This is a genomic window from Vandammella animalimorsus (assembly GCF_002285285.1).
In the GTDB taxonomy this organism is placed as follows: Bacteria; Pseudomonadota; Gammaproteobacteria; order Burkholderiales; family Burkholderiaceae_C; genus Lampropedia; species Lampropedia animalimorsus.
Map to the genome: position 1 here is coordinate 193827 of NZ_NSJF01000001.1, position 19139 is coordinate 212965.

The 19139-nt window shown below is 68.9% G+C and carries 15 protein-coding genes and 2 pseudogenes; 10 read left to right on the plus strand and 7 right to left on the minus strand.

What is annotated here, in order from left to right; all coding sequences use genetic code 11:
* Positions 1 to 40 precede the first annotated feature (40 nt).
* The 10 genes from CK620_RS00820 to purF all read left to right on the plus strand — a co-directional run bounded on the left by CK620_RS00820 (position 41) and on the right by purF (position 12952).
* Positions 41 to 3262 carry a hypothetical protein gene (locus CK620_RS00820; protein WP_143325851.1) on the plus strand — a complete coding sequence of 1074 codons (3222 nt, stop codon included), beginning with the start codon at positions 41 to 43 and terminating at the stop codon, positions 3260 to 3262.
* Positions 3259 to 4980 carry an SWIM zinc finger family protein gene (locus CK620_RS00825; RefSeq protein WP_095548720.1) on the plus strand — a complete coding sequence of 574 codons (1722 nt, stop codon included), beginning with the start codon at positions 3259 to 3261 and terminating at the stop codon, positions 4978 to 4980. Before CK620_RS00820 ends, CK620_RS00825 begins: the two co-directional genes overlap by 4 nt.
* A gap of 252 nt (positions 4981 to 5232) precedes the next feature.
* Positions 5233 to 5676 carry a holo-ACP synthase gene (gene acpS / locus CK620_RS00830; RefSeq protein ID WP_095548721.1) on the plus strand — a complete coding sequence of 148 codons (444 nt, stop codon included), beginning with the start codon at positions 5233 to 5235 and terminating at the stop codon, positions 5674 to 5676.
* On the plus strand, positions 5669 to 6019 hold the full coding sequence (locus CK620_RS00835) for a hypothetical protein (RefSeq protein ID WP_238945956.1): 351 nt from the start codon (positions 5669 to 5671) through the stop codon (positions 6017 to 6019). Before acpS ends, CK620_RS00835 begins: the two co-directional genes overlap by 8 nt.
* 42 nt (positions 6020 to 6061) lie before the next feature.
* Positions 6062 to 7159: a beta-N-acetylhexosaminidase gene (nagZ, locus tag CK620_RS00840; protein ID WP_095538397.1), complete on the plus strand. Its 1098-nt coding sequence runs from the start codon at positions 6062 to 6064 to the stop codon at positions 7157 to 7159.
* Between the two features lie 77 nt (positions 7160 to 7236).
* Positions 7237 to 8067, plus strand: a complete 831-nt coding sequence (locus CK620_RS00845; protein WP_095549064.1) for a transporter substrate-binding domain-containing protein — start codon at positions 7237 to 7239, stop codon at positions 8065 to 8067.
* Between the two features lie 133 nt (positions 8068 to 8200).
* Positions 8201 to 9583 carry a bifunctional tetrahydrofolate synthase/dihydrofolate synthase gene (gene folC / locus CK620_RS00850; RefSeq protein WP_095548722.1) on the plus strand — a complete coding sequence of 461 codons (1383 nt, stop codon included), beginning with the start codon at positions 8201 to 8203 and terminating at the stop codon, positions 9581 to 9583.
* A gap of 5 nt (positions 9584 to 9588) precedes the next feature.
* The gene (locus CK620_RS14380; protein WP_095548723.1) at positions 9589 to 10659 is read left to right on the plus strand and encodes an SPOR domain-containing protein; all 1071 of its coding nucleotides are present in this window, start codon (positions 9589 to 9591) and stop codon (positions 10657 to 10659) included.
* 90 nt (positions 10660 to 10749) lie between these two features.
* On the plus strand, positions 10750 to 11337 hold the full coding sequence (locus tag CK620_RS00860) for a CvpA family protein (RefSeq protein ID WP_095548724.1): 588 nt from the start codon (positions 10750 to 10752) through the stop codon (positions 11335 to 11337).
* 94 nt (positions 11338 to 11431) lie between these two features.
* Entirely contained in the window at positions 11432 to 12952 is a 1521-nt protein-coding gene (purF, locus tag CK620_RS00865; RefSeq protein WP_095548725.1) for an amidophosphoribosyltransferase, read from the plus strand.
* 111 nt (positions 12953 to 13063) lie between these two features.
* On the opposite strand, the gene CK620_RS00870 is transcribed toward purF, so the two are convergent.
* The 7 genes and pseudogenes from CK620_RS00870 to CK620_RS00900 all read right to left on the minus strand — a co-directional run bounded on the left by CK620_RS00870 (position 13064) and on the right by CK620_RS00900 (position 19020).
* The gene (locus tag CK620_RS00870; RefSeq protein ID WP_095548726.1) at positions 13064 to 13399 is read right to left on the minus strand and encodes a hypothetical protein; all 336 of its coding nucleotides are present in this window, start codon (positions 13397 to 13399) and stop codon (positions 13064 to 13066) included.
* Positions 13400 to 13420: 21 nt separating this feature from the next.
* Positions 13421 to 13633 carry a TOBE domain-containing protein gene (locus CK620_RS00875; protein WP_095548727.1) on the minus strand — a complete coding sequence of 71 codons (213 nt, stop codon included), beginning with the start codon at positions 13631 to 13633 and terminating at the stop codon, positions 13421 to 13423.
* 85 nt (positions 13634 to 13718) lie between these two features.
* Complete coding sequence (gene queC, locus CK620_RS00880; protein WP_095548728.1) at positions 13719 to 14498, minus strand: 7-cyano-7-deazaguanine synthase QueC; 780 nt, start codon at positions 14496 to 14498, stop codon at positions 13719 to 13721.
* Positions 14495 to 15193, minus strand: a complete 699-nt coding sequence (locus CK620_RS00885; protein WP_095548729.1) for a 7-cyano-7-deazaguanine/7-aminomethyl-7-deazaguanine transporter — start codon at positions 15191 to 15193, stop codon at positions 14495 to 14497. Before CK620_RS00885 ends, queC begins: the two co-directional genes overlap by 4 nt.
* Positions 15194 to 15319: 126 nt before the next feature.
* Positions 15320 to 16042 (minus strand): annotated as a pseudogene (locus tag CK620_RS00890) (ABC transporter ATP-binding protein); the annotation flags it as partial.
* A gap of 107 nt (positions 16043 to 16149) precedes the next feature.
* Positions 16150 to 17817 (minus strand): annotated as a pseudogene (locus CK620_RS00895) (ABC transporter permease); the annotation flags it as partial.
* Positions 17818 to 17979: 162 nt separating this feature from the next.
* Positions 17980 to 19020 carry a Fe(3+) ABC transporter substrate-binding protein gene (locus CK620_RS00900; RefSeq protein ID WP_095549066.1) on the minus strand — a complete coding sequence of 347 codons (1041 nt, stop codon included), beginning with the start codon at positions 19018 to 19020 and terminating at the stop codon, positions 17980 to 17982.
* Positions 19021 to 19139 lie beyond the last annotated feature (119 nt).

Consider the following 19139-nt stretch of genomic DNA (forward strand, 5'->3'; position numbering starts at 1 on the left):
CACGGCGCGTGGGCCGCGCTTTTTCATGGAAGCCCCGGCCATGGTCTTGCTCTATCGCCCCCATCAGGAACCTTCTTCCTATGCCATTGCGCTGCGCCCTGGCGTGGCAGCCGGCATGCGGGTCTGGGCCGGCCCTGGCCAGGGTGAGGCGGTGGCCTGGCATGTCTGCCCGCCTGCGGCCGACATGGATGCCCAGGCCGCCCAGCAGCGCGTGCAGCGCCTGGTGGCGGCGCGCGCGCGTGAGGGCTTTGTCGAACAGCAGGGCGCAGCGGGCAGCGCGGCCCAGGAGCCGCTGGCGCAGCTCTCGCTGGCCCTGCCGCCTTGGCAGGCAGAGCCAGCTTTGGCGCAGGCGCTGAGCCAGCGCCTGCACCCCGATGTCTGGCGCACCCTCTCGCCGCGCCAGCGCAGCCGCCTGGTCTGGCGCATTGGCGAAGTGCGGCTGACGGGCGTGGCCGGGCAGTTGCTGGCCTATGCCGGCAGTGGCGATGCCATGCTCGACTACTGCCTGGCCTGGGCCTTGTGCCGCTGTACGGCCGAGCACGATGCCCAGGCCGATGCCGTGCGCGCGCAACTGCAGCGTTGGGCCCGGCAAGCGCCCGATGCCGCCTTGCAATACCTGGCCGGCGTGGCCTGGTTGGCCCTGAGCAGCCAGGCCGAGCGTGAGCGGCATGCCCAGGCGCTGATGGCCGACTGGCCTGCGCGCCTGCGCGAAGCCAGCGCGGCCGCCACGCCGGCCAGCTTCGCCGCTGCGCTGGCCGAAGGCGCGCTGGATGGCAGCCCGAATGGCGGCCCGGATGGTGACCTGTGGCAGCGCCTGCCGCACGGGCAATGGCTGGAGCAGCTCGACCAGGTCGCCCAGTCGCCCGCGCACCGCCATTGGGCCCGACCCCTGCTGCTGCAGCAATTGCAGACGCTGCCGCTGGAGTACGGCAGCTTTCGCAGCCTGCGGCGCCTGTACAAGGCCGCGCAGCTGCGCCTGGACGCGCAGCTGTTGGGGCTGCTGAACTGGCGCTTCGAGACCACGCCGCACAGGCCGCCGCCCGATCCTGATGCGGCCCGCCCGTCGGCCCAGCCAGCGCTGGCCCACGCCTGGGGCCGGCGCACGCGCCAATACTTTCTGCGCCGCAGCTGGCGCACGCTGCGCCGCCTGGGGCAATTGGGCAGCCCGCACTACGTGCTGCTGGCCACGGCGGCCTTGCTGGCTTATGACGAGCAGCCACCCCAGGCCGGCAGCAGCTGGACCTTGCTCGAACACATCGCAGGCCAGGCCGCGCAGCAGGTGGCCGCAGCCGGCGGTGCAGGGCAGGGCGTGCCATTTGCCGCGCTGTGGGCGCAATGCCCGCAGGCCGTGCCGCTGCTGCTGCATGCGCGCAACCCGGCCGTGGCGGCGCTGGCCGTGCGCCTGATGCAGCAGCAGCCGGCCTTGCAGGCCAGCCAGACGCCCGATGCCTGGTTGCAGCTGCTGGACAGCCGCCATGCCTGCGTGGCCCGGTACGCGCTGGAGCAAGTGCGCCACCTGCTCGACGCCGGGCGCGGCGATGCCCAGCAGCACAGGCGTTGGCTGACGCAACTGGCCCGCGCCACCTTGCCCGAAGCACAGGCGCTGGTGCTTCAGACCCTGAGCCAGGATCCGCGTCGCCACGGTCGCGACCCCGAGCTGCTGCTGGCGCTGTTGCTGGCGCCGCAGCCGCCGATGCGGCAAATGGCGCGCCTGCTGCTCGACAGCGCAGCCCACGAGCCGGGCGTGGCGCGCGCCTGCATCCAGGCCCTGCAGCATTGGCTGGAGGACGCCGAGCCATGGAGCGCCGCCTGGCAGGATGCCGAGCCCGACGTGCTCTGGGCCCTGCGGGAGCCGCTGCTGCATGCGGCAGCCACGCAAGCCTATGCGCCATTGCTGCCCCTGCTCGAGCACCACGTGCCGCAGGCCGTGTGCTGGGCTGCGGCCTGGCTGGCGCAGCACCCGGGCTTTGCCGCGCAGCCGCCCATGGCTGCCTTGCAGCGCCTGCTGGACAGCCGCGACGAGCCGTTGCACCAGCGCGCAGCCGCGCTGCTGTTTGCCGCGTTGCCAATGCGCCTGCAGCAACAAGAGCCGGCGCTGCTGCAGGCCTTTGCCGGCAGCGCCCATGCGCCGGTGCGGGCCGTGGCGCACAGCGCCATCGCCGAGCTGGCTCGGCAGCGCCCAGCGGGCTTTGAAGCGTTGGCCCAGGCCTTGGTGCCGGGGCTGCTGGATTTGCTGTTTCGCGCCGAGCCCGCACCGGGCCTGCATGCCGATCTGCTGGCCCTGCTGCAAGGCCCGCTGCAACAGGCCGCGCAGGCGCTGGATGCCGCCACCGTGCTGCGCCTGCTGCTGGCCAAAAGCCAGGGCGCGCAGCAACTGGGGCTGTGGCTGCTGCCCGGCCAGCCGCGCAGCGCCTGGGCGGTGGGCGAATGGGCCGCGTTGGCGCGCAGCCCGCTGCAGGCCGCGCGCCAATGGGCCATCGAGGCCTACCGCAGCCAGCCCGAGCAGGTGCAGGCCAAACTGGAAGACGCGCTGCGCATTTTCGACAGCCGCTGGGACGACGCGCTGGACTTCGCCTGTGGCTACTTCCAGCAGCCGGCCTTTGTGCAGGCCGCGCTCTGGCCGCACGCGCGCCTGATCGGCCTGTGCGACCACAGCCAGCCCCAGGCCCAGCAATGCGGCCGCGCTCTGCTGGCGCAGCTGGTGCCCATGCCCGAGCTGCTGCACTACCTGCTGCAGCTGAGCCAGCACCCCAGCGCCGCCATGCAGCAGCTGGTGGCCGATTGGCTGGAGCAAGGCGCGCTCGATGGCGCTGCCGATGCCGTGCATGCGGCCCATACTGAAGATGGAGCATCCACCGCAGATGCCGCAGCTCAGGCCCCAGCCCGGCAGCTGGCGCGGCTGCAGCAGCTGCGGCCGTACTTCGTGCAGGTGCTCTCGCAGGTCAACCGCGCGCGCCAGCTCAAGAGCCGGGTGCAGCGCTTTTTGTTGGCCCAGGCGCTGCAATCGCCCGAGGCCGCAGCCTTTGTCAGCGGCCTGTACGAGCGCCTGGTGGTGGGTATGGCTGTGGGCGACCGGGAGCACTACCTGCACAGCCTGCTGGCCATCCAGGCGCGCTACCCGCAGGTTGCCACGCCGCTGCACATCCTGGCCACGCCGCTGTGGCGAAGGGAAAAGCCGCACGAATCCAGCGATCCCGTGTGCGCTGCGACTCGCGCAGGTCTGGCCAAGGGCGCAGCCGCGCAGCAGGGGGCCTTGCCATGAAGTTCCAGTACCGCTACCTGGGCCACAGCACGGCCCACAGCACGGCCCAGGCCACCCAGCTCTCGTTCGCGCCCGACACGCTGCGCAGCCCGGTGTTCTTCGAGGCCGAGCTGGCGCAGCAGCTGCCGTTTCGCGAAGCCATCAGCGCACTGCACGACGTGGTGCTCAGCGACCTGCGCCCGCAGCAGCAGGACCGCACGGCCTACTTCGCCTGGCTGCAGGCGCATGAGCCGCAGCTGCTGGCCGACTTCATGGCCCAGGAGCAGGCCGTGCGCCAGGAGATGGCCCAGACGCGCCGCGAGCTCGACGCCGTGCGGGCCGAAAAACATGCGCTGCAGGCCCCGTTCCTCAAGGCGCAGCAGCGCTATTTCGACTACCTCTACCAGCAGCACCGCGATGCCTGGTTCGTGCTCGATCCGGTCATCACCGTGCACCCGGACAAGCTGTTCTTCGAATGCTTCAGCCGCGATGAGGCCAGCTACGCCGCGCTCAGCTGCAGCCACGAGAGCTTTCGCCACCACGGCGCTTTCTCTTGCGGCACGACCAACATCGACTACTCGTCCGGCCTGTACCAAGAGTTCCAGCAAATCCGCGACTACCGCAAGACCACGCTGGCCGTGGCCGCCGACGGCTTTGCCGTGCAGCATGGCCAGGCTGCGGCCTTCGTCGAGAGCCAGATCGAGCTGCCCGACAGCTGGGTGCGCGGCTTTCTGCAAGTGAGCAGCGCCATGACGCTGCCGGCCCACACCGTGCAGCTGCACCCCATGGACGTTTACAACATCTGCCATGTGCTGCGCCGCCGCCGCGAGCGTACAGGGCCGCGCTCGATCCGCTTTTTCCTGCAGCCCGGCGCGCCGCTGCGCATGCGCTTCGAGCCCTGGAGCGTGGATGTGCACTGCCCGCGCTCCATCTACACCGGCAGCCAGGAGGCCGAAATCCGCATCTGGGGCCGCAGGCGCTTGCTGACGCTGCAGCGTCTGATCCCCGTGGCCGAGCGCTTCACCGTGCATTTGCTGGGCAGTGGCATGCCCAGCTTCTGGATCGCCCACCTGCCCGGCGGCATGCAATTCACGCTGGGCCTGTCGGGCTGGACGGCCAACGACTGGGCCAGCCAGGCGCAGTTCGACCTGCTGGGCCCGCGCCACAGCGTGGCACCGCAGGCCACGGCGCAGGTGCTGGCCGCGCTGCAGCAACACTGGCTGGGCAGCACGGCGCAGCTGGCGGCGCAGACCGGCCTGCCATCGCCCACCGTGGTGGCCGCGCTGGTGCTGCTGACCCAGGCTGGGCGCGTGGTTTTCGACTTGGTGCAAGGCCTTTGGCGGTTGCGCGAGCTCAGCGCCCAGCCCTTGCCGTTGGAGAGGCTGCGCTACGCCAGCGAGCGCGAAGCCCAGGCTGCGGCCTTGCTGCACGGTGCGCAGCAGGCCGGCCAGCCTGTGCAGGTGGCGCGCCAGGCGCTGGGCGGCGGCCGCGAGTGCCTGCAAGCCAGCGTGGCCGATGGCGCGCAGCGCCACGAAGTGCAGCTGGAGCTGGACGCCGACGCCCGGCTGGAATCGGGCCGCTGCCAGTGCAACTTCTTCACCCAGAACCAACTGCGCCGCGGCCCCTGCGCCCACATGCTGGCCGTGCGCATGGCCGACACCGCGCAGCGCATGCTGCAGCCCCAGGCCAATGCCGCAGCGCCTGCCTGGGCTGAAGTGCCAGGCGGGGATGAGGCATAGCCATCGCCCGTGATGGGCAGGGGCCATGTGCAGGCGCTGGACTTGCCCGCAGTGGCCACCTTGTCTGGCAATTGGCTGGTTTGGCTGGTTTGGCTGGTTTGTGACTGGCGCACGCCAATGCTTTTCCTTCAGCGCCGGCCCGCTGCCGCTGCGTTTTGCGCTCCCATCCCCAACCGCCTCTGGCCCGCTCTTGCCGAAGTTTTGAACAGGTTCTGAGCGAGTGGGCCTGCGCGAAGGTTTCATAATGCGCCCATGATTTATGGCATTGGCACCGACATTTGCGACATCCGCCGCATCGAGCAGGCGCTGCAGCGCTATGGCGAGCGTTTTGCGCAGAAAGTGCTGGCCGATGGCGAGCTGGCCACTTGGCGGGCCCGCGCGGCGCGTTCGCCGCAGCGCGGCGTGCGCTTTGTGGCCACGCGCTTTGCCGTCAAGGAGGCCTTCAGCAAGGCCATTGGCCTGGGCATGCGCCAGCCCATGGGCTGGCGCGATTGTGAAGTGGCCAATGGCGCATCGGGCCAGCCGCAGATCATCACGCATGGCGCCTTGCGCCAGTGGTGCGCGCAGCGTGGGCTGCAGTTCCACATTTCGCTCTCGGATGAGCAGGACTATGCCGTGGCCTTTTGCATTGCGCAGATCGGCGCCGCGCCAGGCACAGGCGCTATGGGAAGTACAGGAGGAGGCAGCGATGAGTGATCGAGCAGACCGGCTTGCCGCCAGTCCGGCAGCCGTTGCGGGAGATGCGGCGCTGGATGCGGATTTGCAGCACATGAGCGCCGCGCAACTGTCCGACGAGGTGCGCCGCCTGCGCGCTGGCATCCGCGCGCACCGCGACAGCTCCGGCCATGATCTGTGCTGGTACCACCCGCAGCTGTGGCAACTGCTGCCCGAGCAGGTGCAGCCCAGCCCTGAAGTGCCCGACTGGCCGCAATTCATGCGCGGCTGCATCCGCTACCGCCAATCGCTCGACGCGCAATGCCCTCAGGCGCCTCGCACACAGCAGGAATTCGATGCGCCGCCTGATGCTCCCAGCCGCTGACGCACAGCCGCAAGGCATCTTTTTCTTCTTTCCTTGTCTTCCATGTACGCACACGCCCCTTTGTTCATTGATGTGGCCGGCACCAGCCTGCAGGCCATCGACCGCGAGCGTCTGGCCCACCCGCTGGTGGGCGGCCTGACTCTGTTTGCCCGCAATTGGGAGGATCGTCGCCAGCTCGTGCAGCTGTGCGCGCAGATCAAGGCCGTGCGCAGCGATCTGCTCATCTGTGTGGACCAGGAAGGCGGGCGCGTGCAGCGCTTTCGCAGCGATGGCTTCACGCCCTTGCCGCCCATGCGCGCGCTGGGCGCGATGTGGGAGCAGGACGACCGCCGCGGCCCGCACCGGGGCCTGCCGGGCACGGGCGCGCTGCGGGCATTGGGCGCGGCCACGGCGCTGGGCCAGGTGCTGGCCAGCGAGCTGCGCGCCTGTGGCGTGGACCTGAGCTTCACCCCCGTGGTCGATCTGGACTGGGGCGGCAGCACCGTGATCGGCGATCGCGCGCTGCACGCCGATGCGCGCGTGGTCAGCCTGCTGGCCAAGGCGCTGATGCAGGGCCTGCTGCAAGGCGGCATGGCCCACTGCGCCAAGCACTTCCCTGGGCACGGCTTCGTGCACGCCGATTCGCACACGGAAATCCCCGTGGACCGGCGCAGCCTGCGCGCCATCCTGCAGGACGACGCCGCCCCCTACGGCTGGCTGCGCTCCAGCCTGGCGGCGGTGATGGTGGCGCACGTGGTCTATGCCCGCGTCGATGCCCGGCCGGCCGGCTACTCGGCGCGCTGGCTGCGCGACATCCTGCGCGGGCAGCTGCAGTTCGATGGCGCCATCTTCAGCGACGACCTGAGCATGGAAGGCGGGCGCCGCCTGGACGGCCGCGCCGTGGATGCTACCGAGGCCGGCGTGGCCGCGCTCAACGCCGGCTGCGACCTGCTGCTGCTGTGCAACCAAAGCCTGGACGGCGGCGCGGCCCTGGACGCCTGGATCGACGGCATGGCCGCCGCCCTCAAGGCCGGCGACTGGCAGTGCGACCCGCACAGCGAGCGCCGCCGCCAGGCCCTGCTGCCCACCACGCCGCCGCAGCCCTGGGACATGCTGATGCAAGACCCGGCCTACCTGCAGGCGCTGGAGCAACTGCCGTAAATCGCCATCGAGCTACCGCCATGCAAGCCAACACCATGCACCAAGCCACTGCCAACCCCGCCCCCATGCCTGCCTCCATGCCCACCTGTCGCGCCGCCGGGCCAAGCGCCATCTGGCGGCACTGGTGGCGCTGGCTGGCCGCGCTGCTGCTGGCCGCCGCTGCCGTGCTGGGCCTGCTGGCCGCTCCTGCGGCCCAGGCCGGTGAGCGGCTCGACCGCATCATGGAAAAAAAGCTGCTGCGCGTGGGCACGCCCGGTGACTACCGGCCCTTTGCCATCAAGACCGAGGGCGGCTACTCCGGCCACGACATCGACCTCATCGAGCTCATCGCCAAGGAGCTGGGCGTGCGCATCGAATACGTGCCCACGACCTGGAAAACCCTGCTGCCCGATTTGCAGGCCGACCGCTTCGACATCGCCATCGGCGGCATCACGCGCAACGTCGCGCGCCTGAGCCAGGCCGACATGCTGCCCGGCTATGCGCCTTTCGGCAAAGTGGCGCTGGTGCGCGCCGAGCACAAAGATCGCTTCACCACGCTGCAAAGCCTGAACCAGCCCGATGTGCGCGTCATCAAGAACCCGGGCGGCACCAACGAACTGTTCGTCGATGCGCATCTGGGCCAGGCCCAGGTGCGCACCCATGAGCACAACGCGCAGATCCCGGCCCTGATCGCCGAAGGCCAGGGCGACGTGATGATCACCGAAACCTACGAGGCGCTGCACTACGCCCGCGCAGACCCGCGCCTGCACGCCGCCTTCATCGAGCAGCCGCTGACGCCGCGCAACTGGCTGGGCTTTCTGCTGCCGCTGGACGACGCCGACTACCGCCGCGTGATGCACTTCGTCTGGCAGCAAATGCACGAGCGTGGCCAGCTGCGCGAGGCCCAGACCAAGTGGCTGGCGCCTTGAGCGTTTTCTGCACTGGCTGAGCAGGCGCGCAGCCCCTGAGTGGCTGCCGCCCAACCCATTGCGATCGCCGCGCACGGCGCCTTGAGCAAGGCGGTGTGCGCGGCATGGCGTTTCTTGTTTTCAATCCAAACCCATGACCCAGTCCGCTGCCCCCAACGCCGCCAACACCGCCAGTGCCGGTACTGGCCCGGCCGACTTTGCCACGCTGGCCCAATGGCTGGCCTACTGTGAGCGCATCCACCCCCAGCAGATCGAGCTGGGGCTGCAGCGCGTGCGCCAGGTGGCGCAGGCGCTGGAGCTGCGCTTTGACTGCCCGCTGATCACCGTGGCTGGCACGAACGGCAAGGGCTCGAGCTGCGCCATGCTCGAAGCCATTGCGCTGCAGGCCGGTTATCGCACCGGCGTCTACACCTCGCCGCACCTGGTGCATTTCGAGGAGCGCTGCCGCATTGGCGGCGAGAACGCCACGGCCGAGCAGCTGCTGCCGCACTTTGCCGCAGTCGAGCAGGCGCGCTGGCGCGCCGGGCAGGGCGGTGAGCCGGTGTCGCTGAGCTATTTCGAGTTCACCACGCTGGCCATTGCCCGTCTGCTCAGCCACAGCCGGCTGGACGTGGCCATCCTGGAAGTGGGCCTGGGCGGGCGGCTGGATGCGACCAATCTGTTCGATACCGACTGCGCGCTGATCACCAGCGTGGACATCGACCACGTGGACTACCTAGGCCCGGACCGCGAATCGATTGGCCGTGAAAAAGCCGGCATCATGCGCCCCGGCGTGCCGGCCATCGTGGCCGACCCGATGCCGCCGCAATCCCTGCAGGCCCATGCCGAGCGCATCGGCGCAGACCTGTGGCTGGCCGGGCGCGATTTCAATTACGCTGGCGACCGCCAGCAATGGAGCTGGGCCGGGCGTGGCAAGCGCCTGCACGGCCTGGCCTACCCGGCGCTGCGCGGCGCCAATCAGCTGGTCAATGCCTCTGGCGTGCTGGCGGCCCTGCAGGCGCTGCGCCAGCGCCTTCCCGTTACCGCCCAGGCCATCCGCCAGGGCCTGGCGCTGGTGCAGGTGCCGGGGCGCTTTCAGATCGTGCCAGGCCAGCCCACGCTGGTGCTGGACGTGGCGCACAACCCGCACTCGGTGGCGGCGCTGGCGGCCAATCTGGATGCCATGGGCTTCTTCCCCACCACGCACGCGGTGTTCGGCGCCATGCACGACAAGGACTTGAACGCCGTGCTGCAGCGCATTGGGCCGTTGGTCGATCGCTGGTATTTCACCGATTTGCCGCTGCCGCGCGCCGAGCAGGCGGCAGCGCTGGTGCAGCGCTGGCAGGCCCTGCAGGTGGCGGCCCAGCGCCCGCGCCAGGTGCCCGCGCAGGCCTTTGCCAGCCCGCAATTGGCGCTTGATGCGGCGGCGGCGGCGGCGGAGCCGGCTGATAGAATCGTCGTTTTTGGCTCGTTTCATACCGTTGGCGGTGTGCTCGCCCAGGGCGTGCCGCAGCTTGGGGCGCGCCACCTGCAGTAAGTTCTATGGCTTTATTCGACACGCGCGCTGCCGACAGCGGCGCAGAAAGCACCGGCCAGCGTGCGCGCGGCGCGCGCGCGCCAGTGAATCTGCTGGAAGACATGCGCCGCAGGGCGCGCCATCGGCTGATTGGGGCCTGTCTGCTGGTGCTGGTGGCGATCGTGGTCTTCCCGATGTTGTTCGACACCGAGCACAGGCCCACTGTGGTGGATGCACGCGTGAGCATCACGGGTGGCGAGACCGTGCCGGCCGCAGGGGAGGATCCGGCCCAGGTTGCGGTGCTCACGCCTTCAGCGCCCAACCGCTACGGTCTGGCCGATGACGAGGAAGTCATGGACCTGGACGCGCTGCCGCCCGCACGGGCCGGTCGTGGCCAGGCCAGCCCGGCACAGTCCGCAGCCGGCAATCAGCAGGCGACCGCGCGCAGCAAGCCCCAGGCGGCGCAGGAGCCACGAAGCCTGGCTGCCCAGCGCGCTCAAGAGGCCAAACAGCCCGCGGCCAAGCAGCCAGCGGCCAAGCCAGAGAGCAAACCGACCGAGGCCAAGCCCACCGAGAACAAACCCAAGGCCAAGCCTGAGGCCAAGCCCGCCGAGAGCAAGCCTGCGCCCAAACCAGAGACCAAGCCCAGCGCCAAACCCGAGGCCAAACCCGAAGCCAAACCAGAGAGCAAGCCCGAGGCCAAGCCAGCCGAAAGCAAGCCGGCGCGGCCCACCCAGGTGGCCGTGGCCACGCCCCCGCCAGCGCCAGCGGCCAAGCCCGCAGCCGCCCGCGATGAATCTGCGCGCGCGCGCGCCTTGCTCGAAGGCAAGCCCGTGGCAACCACCACGCCCGCCGGCCGTTCTGACGAAGGGCGCTTCATCGTGCAGATCGGCGCATTTTCGGACGATGCCAAAGTGCGTGAGATCCGCCAAAAGCTGCAAGGCATGGGGCTGCGCACCTACACGCAAGTGGTGCAAACCGGCGCCGGGCGGGCCACGCGCGTGCGCGTCGGGCCATTTGCCAGCCGCGCAGAGGCAGACCGCGCAGCAGAGCGCGTGCGGGGCGCCAGCCTGCCTGCGGCCATTGTCTCCATGTGAGCTTTCCATGCCCATGCGCGTGCAATCCCTCACGGCGGCGCGGCCGCTGCTGGCTGTGGCCGCCGCTGCACTTGAACGGGGCCGCCTGCGATGACGCTCAACGGCTTCGACCTGGTTTTTCTGATGCTGGCCTTCGTGTCCGTGGCCGTGGGCATCTGGCGCGGCTTCGTGTTCGAAAGCCTGGCCGTGCTCGGCTGGGGCCTGGGCGCGTTTGCAGCAATGCGCCTGGGGCCTGCGCTGGGCATGTGGCTGCCAGGCCAATCGCTGGGCATGCCGGCGCGGCGCGTGCTGGGCATGCTGGCGCTGTTCATTGCGGCAGTTTTTGGTTCGTCCGTCCTGGCCACCATGGCGCGGCGCTCGATCAAGGCCCTGGGCATGCGCGCGGCCGATCGCTTCGTCGGGGCGCTGTTTGGCGCATTGCGCATTGCGCTGGTCGGCGTGGTGCTGGCGGTGGCCGTACATGCCCTGCGCTGGCAAACGCAGCCGTGGTGGAGCGGCTCGGCCGTGGGGCCGGCGCTCGACGCCGCCCGGCTGGAGCTGGCCAGATTGCTGCCCGACTGGACCATTTTGCAAACCCCCGAGCCGTTGGAATTGCCTGCCGTGCCCATGCTGCCCGCTGGCACCGCGATGGAAGCCCTGGGCCGGCACCAGGGCAGCGCTGCTGGCAGCAGGCCCTGATGGCTGGCGCATGGCATTGCCTATGGGCCGTGGGGCCGCAACGCTTGCTTTCGTCTCCCTCCTTGAATCCGACTACTAGATAGGACTTACTGCCATGTGTGGAATCGTCGGCGTGGTCAGCCGCCATCCGGTCAACCAATTGATTTATGACTCGCTGCTGCTGTTGCAGCACCGTGGGCAGGATGCGGCGGGCATCGTCACGCAGCTCGATCGCAAATTCTTCATGCACAAGGCCAAGGGCATGGTGCGCGACGTATTTCGCACGCGCAACATGCGCGCGCTGCCGGGCAATGCCGGCCTGGGCCAGGTGCGCTATCCCACGGCCGGCGACGCCAACAGCGAGGAAGAGGCCCAGCCGTTCTACGTCAATGCGCCGTTTGGCATCGTCATGGTGCACAACGGCAACATCACCAATGCCAAGGCGCTGCGCCGCGAGTTGTTCGACACCGACCACCGCCACACCAACACCACCAGCGATTCCGAGGTGTTGCTCAACGTGCTGGCGCATGAGCTGGGCCGCGCCACAGGGGGGCGTCGGCTCTCTGCCGATTGCGTGTTCGAGGCCGTGCGCGCCGTGCATCGGCGCGTGCGCGGCTCGTATGCGGTCATTGCCATGATCGCCGGACACGGCATGCTGGCTTTCCGCGATCCGCATGGCATCCGCCCGCTGTGCCTGAGCCGCCCCAGCGAGGACGGCACCGTCATGCTGGCCAGCGAATCCGTGGCGCTGGAGGGCACGGGCTATGCGCTGGAGCGCGACATCCAGCCGGGCGAGGCGGTGTTCATCGGCTTCGATGGCAGCGTCAGCAGTGCGCTGTGTGTCGAGCCTGGCAAAGCCGTGCACGCGCCGTGCATTTTTGAATACATCTACCTGGCGCGGCCCGACTCGGTGCTGGACGGCATCTCCGTGTATCGCGCGCGTTTGAACTTGGGCGAGACCCTGGCCAAGCGCGTGCTGTCCATGGTGCCGCCCAAGGACATCGATGTGGTCATTCCCATCCCCGAATCCAGCCGCCCCAGCGCCATGCAGCTGGCCGAGCTGATCGGCAAGCCCTACCGCGAGGGCTTTGTGAAGAACCGCTATGTGGGCCGCACCTTCATCATGCCCGGCCAGAGCGTGCGCAAAAAATCCGTGCGGCAAAAGCTCAATGCCATTGCCAGCGAGTTCGAAGGCCGCAATGTGCTGCTGGTGGACGACTCCATCGTGCGCGGCACGACCTCCAAGGAGATCGTGCAAATGGCGCGCGAGGCCGGGGCGCGCAAGGTCTATCTGGCCAGCGCCGCGCCGCCGGTGCGCTTTCCCAACGTGTACGGCATCGACATGCCCACGCGCGAGGAGCTGGTCGCGCATGGCCGCGACATTGAGCAAATCCGCCAGCTCATCGGCTGCGATGCGTTGATCTACCAGGATGTGGAGGGCATGCGCCGCGCGGTTGGTGCGCTCAGCAGCACGCTGACTGATTTCGATGCCTCGTGCTTTGACGGGCGCTACATCACCGGCGACGTCACGCCCGATTCCATCGACGCCCTCAACCAGGGCCGCAACCCGGCCCAGACCCAGGACGAGGAAGCGCCAGGCTCGCGCCTGGCACTGCCCAACGCGCAGGACGAGTAATCACCGCCCAGACCGCTAAAGCGGCCCCTGCGCAAACAAAAAACCGCGCCATGGCGCGGTTTTTTGTTTGTCTGCGGGGCAAAGGCCTTGCCAGGCCCAAGGCTCAAAAGCTCAAAGCTGCGCCAGGTGCAGGATTTCCTGCCCCATCAGCAGGCACTGGCCACCTTGGGTGTAGTAGCTCAGGCGCATGCGGTACTCGCCCTTGTAGACAAAGCCCATCACTTCCAGCACCTCAAAACGCTGCTTGCGGTTGGCGGGGTTGGCGCGCGCGGGCAGGGCCTTGACGCTGCTGGCATCCACCTCGGCGCGGTCGTCGCCGTCGCTGTGAAACGCCAGCAGCTTGCGCGCCTGCGCCACGGCCTCGTCCTTGCAGGCAGGGGCCTGCTCGGTCGCCAGCGCAGAGCTGGCCAGCGCGGCCACAAAAAGGCGGGAAATGGTGTGTTTCATGGGTTGCTCCTCCCAATGGGCTCATTCGTCCACGGCCAGCATCACGTTCGAGGCCTTGATGACGCCAAAGGCCTGCGCGCCTTCCTTCAGGCCCAGTGCCTCGGCCGAGTGCGTGGTGATGGTCGAGACGACTTGCAGGCCGGGGGCCAGCTCCAGCGTGACCTCGGTGGTGACGGGGCCTTTGTGGATGGCCACGACCTTGCCGGGCAACACATTGCGAGCGCTGATTTTCATGGTGATGTCCTCTGTAGGGGGTGCTGCAAAAGCGGCCATTGTGCCAGGGCCTTGCCCCCGTCTGGGCAGCAGGACTTTTTTCCGCTCAGCAAGAGGGGGCGTGCTGCGCCGCCAGCCACTGCGCATGGCCGCGGGCGCGCAGCTGGCAGGCCGGGCAGTGACCGCAGCCATAGCCCCAGCTGTGCAATGTCTGGCGCTGGCCCAGGTAGCAGGTGTGGGAATGCAGCCGGATCAGCTCGACCAGCGCATTGCCGCCCAGTGCATGTGCCAGGGCCCAGGTCTGGGCCTTGTCGCGCCACATCAGCGGCGTGGCCAGGTTCAAAGGCCGGTCAATGCCCAGGCTGAGCGCCACCTGCAAGGCCTTGAGGGTGTTGTCGCGGCAATCGGGGTAGCCGGAGTAGTCGGTCTCGGAGACGCCGCACACCAGTACCTGCAGGTCGCGCCGGTAGGCCAGGGCGGCGGCCAGCGTCAGAAAGAGCAGATTGCGCCCGGGCACGAAGGTGTTGGGCAAGCCATCGGCCTGCATGGCGATGGCCACGTCCTCGGTCATGGCGCTGCTGCCCAGCTGCGCCAGCGCATCGACTTGCAGCAGGTGGTCGGGGCCGAGCGCGGTGCGCCAGTCTGGGCGCAGTGCGGCCATGCCATCGCGCAGCCGCTGGCGGCAGTCGAGCTCGACGCGGTGGCGCTGGCCGTAATCGAAGCCCAGGGTCTCGACATGGGCAAAACGCGCCAGCGCCCAGGCCAGGGTGGTGGCCGAATCCTGCCCGCCCGAGAGCAGCACCAGCGCGCGGCGCTGGGCCTTGAGCACGCGATTGCAGGAGGCTGCGCTGGAGTCAGCGGGGGCCGGGCACAAGGCGCCCGTCATGGCGCAGCGCTGCGGCAGGCGGTGCTGGCGCAGGCCGGAGCAGCGGGCGCGGGCGTCTTGATGCGCCGCACGATGGCCGCCAGCATCAGCCCGTAGGCGGGCACGAACAGCGCCAGGCTCACCAGCAGCTTGATGACGTAATCCACCAGCGCAATCTCGCCCCAGTGCGCGGCCATGAAGGGGTCGCTGCTGCGCCAGAACGCGATGGAGAAGAAGGCGGCCGTATCCAGCGCCTGGCCGAGGATGGAGGAAGCCGTGGGTGCCAGCCACCAGGCCTTGTAGCTGCGGCGCATGCGGTCAAACACCTGGATGTCCAGCAACTGCCCCAGTACGTAGGCGGCAAAGCTGGCCAAGGCGATGCGGAATACGAAGCCGTTGAACTCGCCCAATGCCGCCAGACCATTGAAGCGCCCTTCGTGGAACAGCACCGAGACCACGTAGGAGGCCAGCAGCGCCGGCAGCATGACGCGGGCAATGACGCGCCGCGCCGGCTGCTTGCCGATCAGGCGCACGGTCAGGTCGGTGGCCAGGAAGATGAACGGGAAGCTGAAGGCCCCCCAGGTGCTGTGAAAGCCCAGCAGATCAATGGGCAGCTGCACCAGATAGTTGCTGGCGATGATGATGGCAATGTGCAGCGCCACCAGCAGGGCCAGCGCTTTGGATACCCGTGGCGACGGGTCGGCAAACGCGGTCATGGCAATCCTTTTTGATGAATGGGGTGAGGGAACCCATTGCGATGAAAAACCAGACGGGCACATGCGCCGCGCCTGGGCAACCGGCGATTGTAGCTGCTGGTGACAGTCTTTTTCGAGGCTTCAGGCCAGCTCTTCCGGGCTGCGCCACTGCACCGCCTGGCCGCTGGTCAGCAGGCCGACGCGGTTGGCCATGATGCGCGCTTCCTGTTTGTTGTGCGTGACCAGGATGGCTGTGTGCTGGCCCTGGCGCAGGATGTCGCGCACTTCGTGCGCCAGGTGTTCGCGCAGCTCGGTGTCGAGGTTGGAGAACGGCTCGTCGAGCAGCAGCAACGCTGGCGAGGGCGCCAGCGCCCGTGCCAGCGCCACGCGTTGCTGCTGGCCGCCGGAGAGCTCATGCGGCCAGGCCTTGGCCGCCTGGGGCAGGCCCACCAGTTCGAGCATCTCGGCCACGCGCGCCTGGCGCTGGACGCGACCCAGCGTGCGCAGCCCGAAGGCGATGTTGTGAAACACGTTCAGGTGCGGGAACAGCGCGTAGTCCTGAAACATCATGCCCACTTGGCGCTGTTCGGGCGGCACGCTCTGGGCGGGGGAGGACAGCAGCTTGCCACCCAGATGTATGCTGCCTTCGCGCAGCGGCTCGAAGCCGGCGATGGCGCGCAGGATGGTGGATTTGCCGCAGCCGGAGGCGCCGATCAGGCAGGCGGTCTGGCCGCGCGGCAGCTGCAGCGAGAAGTCGCGCACGATCTCGCGCAGGCCCTGGGGCGTGTCATAGCCCAGGCGCAGCCGGTCAATGCCAAGAAAGGCGGCTTCCGGGCCGGTCTGCGGTGTGGCTTGCGTGGCGGGGAGCATCGTTTGCGACATAGGTGGCATAGGGCAATTCATGCGATGGCCTGGCGCTGCGCGGCTACGGGCTGGGACGGCTTGGGCGCCTGTGGCCGCCCCGACGGGCCGTTGCCGCCCACGGCCAGCTGGGTGCGCGCCAGCACGATCACCGGCAACAGGCCGGCCAACACAATGGCCAGGGCGGCGATGGCGCCTTCTTCATAGGTGCCGCGCGCAGCCTCGGCATACAGCCGTGTGGCCAAGGTTTCGAAGTTCAGCGGGCGCAGCAGCAGCGTAGCGGGCAGCTCTTTCATGGTATCGACGAATACCAGCAGCGCGGCTGCGGCCAGCGCCGGGCGCAGCAGCGGCAGGTGCACGCGCCAGAGCGTGGCGGCGCTGCCGTGGCCCAGCAGGCGTGCGGCCTGCTCCAGCGAGGGCGGGATGCGCGCCAGTCCGGCCTCGATGCCGCCAATGGCAATGGCCATGAAGCGCAGCACATAGGCCATGACCAGCGCTGCGCTGCTGGCCATCAGCCACAGGCCCGGCTCGCGCAGCAGTGCAGAGATGCCCCGATCCATCAGCGCCAGCGGGCTGAGCAGACCGATGGCCAGGATGGTGCCCGGAATGGCATAGCCCAGGTGGCCGATGCGGGCGCAGGCCATGGCCCAGCGGCTGCGCTGCCCGTCGATGGCCAGGCGCGCCTGCCAGGCCAGCAGCAGGCCGCACAGCAGCGCGATGCCGGTGGCCGCCAGCGCCAGCGCCACGGTGTTGCGCAGGCTCGTCCACAGCGCTGGGGAGATGCTGTGCGCCTCGTGCAGGCGCTCGGCAGCGGCGCCGGCCAGGTAGGCGGCGGGCACGACAAAACCCAGCAGCACGGGCAGTGCGCCCAGCAGCAGCGCCAGCCAGGCGCGGCCGCCGTGCAATTGGCGCGGCTGCGCCGGGCGCAGGCGCTGGGCGGTGGCAAAGCGCTGGCGCTGGCGGCCGCGCCGCTCCAGCAGGATCAGGGCCACGACCAGCAGCAGCATCAGCAGCGCCAGCTGCGCTGCGCCGCCCAGGTCGGAGCGCGTCACCCAGGTGTTGTAGGTGGCCACGGTCATGGTGCGCACGCCGAGGAACTCGGAGGCGCCGATGTCGTTGAGCGTCTCCAGCAGCGCCAGCGCCACGCCGGTGGCGATGCCCGGGCGCGCCATGGGCAGGGCCACGCGCCAGAACGCGCCGGCGGCCGAGCAGCCCAAGGTGCGCGCCGCCTCCAGCAGGCTGGCGCTCTGGCTCATGAACATGAAGCGCGTGCTCAGGTACACATAGGGGTAGAGCACCAGCGACAGCAGCGCGATGGCGCCGGGCAGCGAGCGCACATCGGGCAGGCGAAACTCGCGCGGGCTGCTGTAGCCCAGCAGTTCGCGCACCCAGCCTTGCAGCGGGCCGATGGGGTGCAGCACGTCCAGGTAGGCGTAGGCGATCACGTAGCTGGGGATGGCCATGGGCAGCAGCAGCGCCCAGACCAGCAGGCCACGGCCGGGGAAGCGGTAGGCCGTCACCAGCCAGGCCGCGCCCGTGCCGATGGCCGTGACCAGCAGCCCCACGCCCAGCAGCAGCAGCAGCGTGTTGCGCGCCGCCACGGGCAGCACGTGCCGGGCCAGGTGCGACCAATGGTCCCATTGCGCATGCTGGGCATGCCACAGCAGCGCGGCGATGGGCGCCAGCGCCAACAGCGCCAGCAGGGTGCAGGCCAGGCCGGCGGGCCAGCCCAGGCGGTGCGGGGCGCGCAGCGGCGCGGAAAGGGGCAGGGCGGTGTCGGACAAGGCGGGTCAAAGGCCCCAGGGGCCGAAGAAAAGCAGCCGGCGGTGGTGCTGCGCGTCAATGGCAAAACGCCGCCCAGTGCTGGGCGGCGGCGAGGAGGGGCAGCTGCGCTGGCCCGCCATGGACGGCGGGGCGCAGCTGGCAGGCAAGATCTGCGATTGCGATCAGTTGTCGAAGCCGACCTTGTCCACCAGTTCGCTGGCGAGCTTGCGGTGCTTGGCCACTTCCGTCAGCTGCAGGGTGTCTGCCTTGAGCGGGCCGAAGGATTCGGTCACCGGATCGAGCTTGACGCCTTCGCGGATCGGGTACTCGTAGTTGGCGTTGGCGTAGAGCTCTTGGGCCGGCACGGACACCAGGTACTCCAGCAGCTTGACGGCGTTGTCCTTGTTGGGGGCATTCTTGGCCACGGCGCCGCCGGAGATATTCACGTGCGTGCCGCCGTCCTTGCCGAAGGTCGGGCGCACCACTTTGATGGCCTGGCCCCACTTGTAGTCGTCGCTCTCGGGCTTGGCATTCTTCATGCGGCCCACGTAGTAGTTGTTGGCGATGCCGATGTCGCAGATGCCGCCCAGGATGTCGCGCGCCACGTTGCGGTCGCCGCCGGTGGCCTTGCGCGCCAGGTTGGCCTTGACGCCCTTGAGCCACTGCTCGGTGGCCTCGGCGCCGTTGTGCGCGATCATGGCCGAGATCAGCGCCGTGTTGTAGGGGTGCTGGCCGGCGCGGATGCAGACCTTGCCCTTCCACTTCGGGTCGGCCAGGTCTTCATAGGTGAAGCTGGACAGATCCAGATCCTTGTCCACGTACAGCACGCGGTCGCGCAGCGACAGCGCAAACCACTCGCCATTGGCGCCGCGCAGGTGTGCAGGCAGCGTGCTGGTCAGCGCCTCGGACTGGATCGGCTGTGTGACGCCGGCATTGACCAGATCCAGTAGGTTGCCGATGTCCACCACCATGAACACGTCCGCAGGCGATTGCGCGCCCTCGGCCTTGGCGCGCTCGAGCAGGCCATCCTTGACGAACACCGTATTGACCTTGGTGCCGCTGTCTTTCTCGAAGGCCTTGAGCAGCGGCTCGATCAGCGCCGGCTCGCGCGTGGTGTAGAGGTTGACCTCGCCAGCGGCCAGGGCAGCGGGCGAGAAAGCGCCTGCGCCCAGGGCGAGCAGGGCGGCGCACAGGGTGTTGCGCTTGAAGTTGCGAGCGGACATGGGAAAACCTCCGTCTTGGGGTGGGATGAAATACAGCAAAGCCGCCATTGTAGGCCGGGGCTGCGTGTGAGAATCAAAATCAATCATCACAGACAGAATGGTAAAGGCCTGGCCCAGCG

What these genes read in the sequence shown, in the direction of transcription:
- CK620_RS00870 (WP_095548726.1), bottom strand. Translation starts at nt 13,399, where the DNA reads ATGAAACACACCATTTCCCGCCTTTTTGTGGCCGCGCTGGCCAGCTCT.
- CK620_RS00825 (WP_095548720.1), top strand. Translation starts at nt 3,259, where the DNA reads ATGAAGTTCCAGTACCGCTACCTGGGCCACAGCACGGCCCACAGCACG.
- CK620_RS00885 (WP_095548729.1), bottom strand. Translation starts at nt 15,193, where the DNA reads ATGACCGCGTTTGCCGACCCGTCGCCACGGGTATCCAAAGCGCTGGCC.
- CK620_RS00900 (WP_095549066.1), bottom strand. Translation starts at nt 19,020, where the DNA reads ATGTCCGCTCGCAACTTCAAGCGCAACACCCTGTGCGCCGCCCTGCTC.
- CK620_RS00875 (WP_095548727.1), bottom strand. Translation starts at nt 13,633, where the DNA reads ATGAAAATCAGCGCTCGCAATGTGTTGCCCGGCAAGGTCGTGGCCATC.
- CK620_RS00860 (WP_095548724.1), top strand. Translation starts at nt 10,750, where the DNA reads ATGACGCTCAACGGCTTCGACCTGGTTTTTCTGATGCTGGCCTTCGTG.
- queC (WP_095548728.1), bottom strand. Translation starts at nt 14,498, where the DNA reads ATGACGGGCGCCTTGTGCCCGGCCCCCGCTGACTCCAGCGCAGCCTCC.
- CK620_RS14380 (WP_095548723.1), top strand. Translation starts at nt 9,589, where the DNA reads ATGGCTTTATTCGACACGCGCGCTGCCGACAGCGGCGCAGAAAGCACC.
- acpS (WP_095548721.1), top strand. Translation starts at nt 5,233, where the DNA reads ATGATTTATGGCATTGGCACCGACATTTGCGACATCCGCCGCATCGAG.
- CK620_RS00835 (WP_238945956.1), top strand. Translation starts at nt 5,669, where the DNA reads ATGAGTGATCGAGCAGACCGGCTTGCCGCCAGTCCGGCAGCCGTTGCG.
- CK620_RS00820 (WP_143325851.1), top strand. Translation starts at nt 41, where the DNA reads ATGGTCTTGCTCTATCGCCCCCATCAGGAACCTTCTTCCTATGCCATT.
- purF (WP_095548725.1), top strand. Translation starts at nt 11,432, where the DNA reads ATGTGTGGAATCGTCGGCGTGGTCAGCCGCCATCCGGTCAACCAATTG.
- nagZ (WP_095538397.1), top strand. Translation starts at nt 6,062, where the DNA reads ATGTACGCACACGCCCCTTTGTTCATTGATGTGGCCGGCACCAGCCTG.
- CK620_RS00845 (WP_095549064.1), top strand. Translation starts at nt 7,237, where the DNA reads ATGCCCACCTGTCGCGCCGCCGGGCCAAGCGCCATCTGGCGGCACTGG.
- folC (WP_095548722.1), top strand. Translation starts at nt 8,201, where the DNA reads ATGACCCAGTCCGCTGCCCCCAACGCCGCCAACACCGCCAGTGCCGGT.